This is a genomic window from Gammaproteobacteria bacterium (assembly GCA_013001575.1).
In the GTDB taxonomy this organism is placed as follows: domain Bacteria; phylum Pseudomonadota; class Gammaproteobacteria; order Steroidobacterales; family JABDMI01; genus JABDMI01.
In genome coordinates, this window is the sequence record JABDMI010000052.1 from 1 (window position 1) to 6,271 (window position 6,271).

Consider the following 6,271-nt stretch of genomic DNA (forward strand, 5'->3'; position numbering starts at 1 on the left):
TTCTGGTGTTCATGCGCCCACTGTGGTTCCCAGATCAGATCCGGACTGTAGGCATAGCCATGTGGCCAGCGGTTGACCGTGATCGCACGGATGTCGCGTTCGGCCTGGAATCCGGTACTGGCAAGCGCCTGGTTGAGCTGGGTATAAACATTTTGCTCAAAAGTATCAAATGATGTTGTGAGAATTCGACGGCGTCCTTCACGCCATTGCTCGGGTCCTGATTTTTCAGGCACCCAGGGCACGTGACACATGTGCAGCACCATAGGCTCGTCGGGGGTTTGCGAGCGTTTATAGTCACCGACGCTAACCGGGTAAGCGAGTTCGACCTGTTTGTAAAACCCGTCGGTGTAATACACAAAATCGGTACCCAGTTTTGCAAACGCCTGCCAGTTTGGCACCAGCACTTTGGTGTAGACCAATGGCACTTTGACGTTATAAGCCAGCCCTTTTTTCTGGACAGCCGGCATGTCCGGACACAGATACGGAATGGCACTGTTATAACACGCCATGATGCAATGTTTGGCACTCACTTTGTGTGCTGTGTTATTTCTGACGTAAGTGATGTGAACCTGAGTAGTGTCCACATTCTTCACATGCACTGCGGTGCTGTTCAAGCGAATATTGACTGGTTGCTGGCTACGATCGAGTTTGGCGTACTGCACCCGTGTGGTCACCACATCTTCCATGCTATCACCAGGTACCGCCGCAGGATTTAGTGAGCGCACCAGGAGTCGCGCGACCGAGGCGTTGCCATCCGGAAAATGGAAAATGTACGGCTCATCACCACGTTTACCGGTACGTGGCAAGGTGTGTTCAACCCCGGGCATGCCGCCGTCGTAATCCTGGATGGAAGTTGTGGGAATCTCGTCAATCCCGACACACCAGAAACTCATTCCCCAGCGTTTGTAGATTGCGATCACTTGCTCATCGACTTTGGCGTAGTCGCGCAAAAACGTTTCATAACTGGTGTTCTTGAGAATCTGGTATTTTTGCTCAAAACTCTTGCCGGGCAGATAATCCACCCGTTCAGTTTGCACGCGCACAAAGTCGCGGCGCGCTTTATCGCTCATTGGCGTATCCGCAGCAAATTCTTGCCAGTCGCGACTGCCATAGCCTCGCACCAGTTTGTTCTCTCCGAAAGATTCTGCACCGAACAGTATCGACTTGGAAAGTTGCATCGAGGGATACAGTTCCTGATCAAAGTTTTGATAGAATTTTTGTAATTCGATACCGATGTCCTTGAGCAATTGTTTCGCTTGCGGTGAATAAGCCGACGGGGTATCGATCGCCTCGGTGCCCCCATAACCGATCCGGTTTTCGCCATTGTGCTCAAACTCGTTGCGTTTGGCATGGCCGCCAAAATCGTCGTGATTGTCCAGGATCAGGATTTTCGCCTGTGGGTGTTTCTGACGATAGAACCAGGCTGCCGAGAGGCCACTAATGCCTGCGCCCACCACAACCAGATCGTATTGCGCTTCGACCTGTGCGGCCTCCCAGGTCTGGCCAGAAACCCGCGCGTGCATGGTCTCCCAGGAGCCATCGTGACTGCCTCGCAAACCGGTTTTTGCCGGTGGGTAATACTCGGGTGGCAGGGTGAAATTTGGCACGTCCGAGCCGCAGGCCAGCAGCCACGGACTCAATAATGACGCTCCAATGGCGATTTGTGTGCCATTTAAAAAGTCTCTGCGCGTGATCCCCTTGGTTTTTTTGCTCATCGTGATTCAAACCTGATTGCCTGTTGAATTTGTCTTATTTAATCACAGAAAGCGTTTTCACTTCAGCCTGTATTCAGTTAGGCCACCTACACTTAATGTTCGGAAATATTTTAATCGGGACCGCTAAATGTCAATGTCTTCAATCCATCACAAATACACCCTGGTATATATCCTGGTTTTACTTGTTTTCACTGCCTGTTCCGGCGATGGGTATCATGATGATGACCACTTTTTTGACGATCCAGGTGTGGCGGAATGTTCGTTGATCGGACAAAACCGTTTTGTGTTCGATGTGATGGATCAATGGTATTTGTGGAACAACACCCTACCCGACATTAACCCGGATAATTACAACTCACCAGAAGCGTTGCTGGATGCTTTGGTGGTCAACGCCCCGGTTGTTGATCGTTTTAGTTACATAGCGGATCAGGAAAGCAGTGACGCGTTTTTCAATCAGGGTGAATTCACCGGCCTGGGTTTCACCAGTCAGATCATTGATGGTCGTTTATTTTTGGCCTTGGTATTTCCCGGCAGCCCGGCGGAGAACTCCGGCATGGGTCGCGGCTTTGAAATACTCGCGGTGGATGGCATCGACGTGGCCACAACTTTGGCCAATGGCAACTCGGTGGACTTTGGTTCCGGCGAGATCGGTACCGCTGTTGACATCGAATTTGCCGACCTGAATGGTGACGTTTTTGTCACAACTGTGATCAAAACCACCGTGCACATTGACCCGGTGCCGGCCAGTAACATCATTGACAACAACGGGGTTGTTACCGGTTATTTGCACCTGTACACCTTTATTGACCCCTCCTTTACCGCTTTGGATGCAACGATCAATGACTTTAACGCCAACGGTGTTGAAGACGTCATTATTGACTTGCGCTATAACAGCGGCGGGCTGGTGTCGGTCGCCGAACATCTGGCCGGCCTGTTAGGCGGTAACACCACCTCTGGCGAGATCATGTATTCACAATTCTTTAACGCCGAGCGGGCTGCCGAGAATGATGTGAGTGTGAGTTTTTCCAATCCGAGTAACGCACTGGATCTGCAACGAGTGGTGTTTATTACCGACAGTGGTAGCGCCTCGGCCAGTGAACTGGTGATCAACAGTTTGAGCCCGTTTTTAAATGTGGTAATTGTGGGCGACACCACGTTTGGAAAACCGGTGGGTCAATTTGGATTTAACTTTTGCGGAAACACCCTGTTCCCGGTCAGTTTTGAAACCGTTAACGCCAATGGCGAAGGGGAATATTACGATGGCTTATTGGCGGACTGCCCTGCTGGCGATGACTTGAGTCTGCAATTGGGTAATCCGGATGAAGCCTCCCTGGCCGAAGCCCTGACCTATCTAAGCAGCGGCGATTGCACACCTGCGGCTATGAACAGTAAGCAGTCCAAAACTACGCTGAGTAATCACACATCGATTGAAATGATCCAGAACTGGAAACCGTTCAATGTGCATTAATGACTTTGTATGCGGACTATGTATGCGGATTATGTATGCGGACTTTGAATACGGACAGGTTTAGGGTTTATTTATTAATTCAAACTGCGTCCGCCATCCACTTTGATGACCTGGCCAGTCACATACTCCGCAGTTAACAAAAAGCGAACCGCCTGGGCAATATCCTGCGGTTCGCCTTTGCGTTGCATGGGCACTTTGGCGAGTTTTTTTTCATGCGCATAGGTATCCAGAGTTTCATTCTCCGGCCATAAGATGGCGCCCGGCGCGATCGCATTAACCCGAACTTCCGGGGCCAGTTCGAGTGCCAGGTTTTGAGTCAAGTTCAGCAAGCCCGCTTTGGCTGCGGTATATAAACTGAAGCCTTCAAGCGCCTTATCGGCAAAAATATCGGTGATATTAACAATGCAGCCTGCACTTTTTTGCAACCAGGGCAAGGCGGCCTGGGATAAAAAGAATGCGCCTTTAAGATTACTGTCGATCAAGGCGTCCCAGTCTGCTTCACTCGCTTTGGCAAACGGCGTGGCGTAGAAAGTAGAGGCGTTATTGATCAAGGCGTCGACTTGACCGAAATGACGTGCCGCTCGGGTCATCGCCGAGCGCAGTGCTTTCACATTTCCCAAGTCGGCTTTTACCGTCATGGCGCTGTTCTCGCGGGCCAAATTCATAACTTCGGCCAGTTCCTTGGCGGCTTTTTGCGAATGTCGGTAATGTATCACCACATTGGCGCCGCGTGCATGCAGGTCTTTGGCGATGGCCGCACCGATTCGGCGTGCTGCACCACTGATGAAAAAGGTTTTATTCCTGAAGTCTGTTTTACTCATATTGTTCATAAATTAATTGTACGCTATTTAAAACCGGTGTAACGAATCAACTATAATGCGCTCGTGAAAACGTATCCTTCAAAAAGCATTCCAGTAGACTCCTTACTCACACCGCCTGCCGGAATGCCAGAGCTCGCTCTTGAAGTACGCAAGCATGGCGAACGAGTAGTTGAAAAATTGCTTAGCATTTTTGAAGCCAAGTACTGGTTATCTTTCGCCGACTACATGCAGTTTTGTTTATACGACCCAGAAGTCGGCTACTACAGCGGCGGAATGCAAAAATTTGGTCCGGACGGTGATTTCATTACCGCTCCTGAAATCTCACCCCTATTTGGACAGTGCGTTGCCGAAGCGCTAGCGCCACTATTGAAAAAGCATCCGGATTGGTCGATCTGTGAATTAGGACCTGGCCGTGGTGTGTTGGCAGAGTCAATACTTCTCCATCTCGACATGCTGAATGCATTACCAAAATCCTACCAGCTACTGGAAGTTAGTGCGAATTTACGCCATCAACAATCCGAACGCTTACATAAACTCGATCTCGGCTGCGAGATACAACACCTCGATAAACCACCTGAACAATTCAGAGGAATTATTTTAGGCAATGAAGTTCTAGATGCTCTGGTAGTTGAGCGGTTTTATTTTGACAGTGTCGGCTACGACTTACAATGTTGTATTGGCATGGAGAAAAACAAGCTGGTTGAACTTACCAAATTCGCGCCAGAACCTTTAAGACATACCATTGGGGAAATTCCAAATATTCCAAAATACAATTACACGTCTGAAATTTGCCTACAACTCCCGGCCTGGTTAAAAAGTATTTCTAGCGGAATGCTGGAAGGTATTCTCCTATTTGCCGATTACGGTTTCTCGCAGTCGGAATATTATTCACCAGAGCGCTCAGACGGCACCTTACGCTGTCATTACCGTCAACACGCTCACAATAATTATTTGGCGCTTCCAGGGCTGCAAGATCTCACTGCCTGGGTCAATTTTACCCAACTGGGAGAAGCCGCGCTCGCCCTCGATTTGGACGTTGTAGCTTATACGACCCAGGCACATTTTTTATTAGGCTCAGGACATTTACAGACTCTTGACTTGAACAAACTGGATGAAAAATGTCGCTATCAAACCAGTCGGGAAATCCAGACTCTGACCTTGCCCGCAAACATGGGCGAAAGCTTTCGCTTTATGCAGTTAAATAAAAATTGCGACATAATTATTCCGGCCATGCAACTACGCGACCTGCGTCATCAACTCTAGTAAGATACACGCAAATTTAAAAACGATAAAACTTTATGGACATCATCCAAGCGATCTTTTTAGCCATTATTCAGGGGCTCACTGAATTTTTGCCGATTTCGAGTTCCGGACATTTGATCCTGGTGCCTGAATTACTCGGTTGGGCAGATCAGGGTCTGGCTTTTGATGTCGCTGTGCATGTTGGCACCTTGCTGGCTGTGGTGTTTTATTTTCGCAAAGAGATCGCACGAATTTTTGTGGCCTGGATAAGGTCACTCTCCGGCTCGCTTGAGGTGCAATACCAGAGTGACGCCAAACTCGCCTGGGGTGTTTTACTTGGCACCATTCCAGCTGGCCTCGCCGGTTTACTGGCAAACGATTTTATCGAAGCCAACTTTCGTTCCATTTTGGTCATCGCCATAACCACCATTGGTTTTGGTCTATTGTTGTGGTGGTCCGATGTAAAAGGCACGCGCCAACGTGGATTGCATCAACTCAACTGGCGGGATGTCGGACTCATAGGGATTGCCCAGGCACTGGCCTTGATTCCCGGCACCTCACGTTCCGGTATCACCATGACTGCGGCCTTGATGACCGGACTGGATCGTCAGGCGGCCGCACGGTTTTCATTTTTACTCTCGATTCCAATTATTGTATTGGCGGGAGGCTACAAAGCGCTTGGACTATTGCAACAAACTGAAGCGGTGCAATGGACACTGATTGGCATTGGCACTCTGGTTTCGGCGGTGGTTGCGTATCTCAGTATCCGATTCTTTTTGGCCTTACTTGATCGCATCGGCATGGCGCCGTTTGCTATTTACCGCTTGTTGCTCGGTGCAATCTTGCTGGGTGTGTATTTTTTCTAGTTCAGGGCTTACAAAGAATTAGCCAATTCGTCAGCGTAGGTGTGGCGAATGGGGTCCACAAGTCTGGCGCGTTTCTGGTTTAAGGCGTTTCCAATATTCTCGCCAGTTAAATTGCCACGTTCGGCTTCGCTCAAGCGGATATCTTTGGTCTTTTCAACG

At 49.3% G+C, this 6,271-nt stretch carries 6 protein-coding genes; 3 read left to right on the top strand and 3 right to left on the bottom strand.

The annotated features are described in order from the left end of the window. The coding region (locus tag HKN88_05000; protein NNC97410.1) for an NAD(P)/FAD-dependent oxidoreductase at window positions 1-1,715 on the bottom strand (1,715 nt) is incomplete at its 3' end. 127 nt (window positions 1,716-1,842) lie between these two features. Here HKN88_05000 and HKN88_05005 point away from each other — a divergent pair. Continuing rightward, window positions 1,843-3,183 carry a peptidase gene (locus HKN88_05005; GenBank protein ID NNC97411.1) on the top strand — a complete coding sequence of 447 codons (1,341 nt, stop codon included), beginning with the start codon at window positions 1,843-1,845 and terminating at the stop codon, window positions 3,181-3,183. A 74-nt stretch (window positions 3,184-3,257) separates the two neighbouring features. Here the strand turns inward: HKN88_05005 and HKN88_05010 are convergent, their stop codons facing one another. Further along, window positions 3,258-4,004: a pteridine reductase gene (locus HKN88_05010; protein NNC97412.1), complete on the bottom strand. Its 747-nt coding sequence runs from the start codon at window positions 4,002-4,004 to the stop codon at window positions 3,258-3,260. Window positions 4,005-4,067: 63 nt separating this feature from the next. On the opposite strand from HKN88_05010, the gene HKN88_05015 reads away from it, so the two are divergent. Then, window positions 4,068-5,267, top strand: a complete 1,200-nt coding sequence (locus tag HKN88_05015) for an SAM-dependent methyltransferase (protein ID NNC97413.1) — start codon at window positions 4,068-4,070, stop codon at window positions 5,265-5,267. A gap of 35 nt (window positions 5,268-5,302) precedes the next feature. Further along, window positions 5,303-6,112, top strand: a complete 810-nt coding sequence (locus HKN88_05020) for an undecaprenyl-diphosphate phosphatase (GenBank protein NNC97414.1) — start codon at window positions 5,303-5,305, stop codon at window positions 6,110-6,112. An 8-nt stretch (window positions 6,113-6,120) separates the two neighbouring features. On the opposite strand, the gene HKN88_05025 is transcribed toward HKN88_05020, so the two are convergent. Beyond that, a partial coding sequence (locus tag HKN88_05025; GenBank protein ID NNC97415.1) for a hypothetical protein occupies window positions 6,121-6,271 on the bottom strand: 151 nt, incomplete at its 5' end.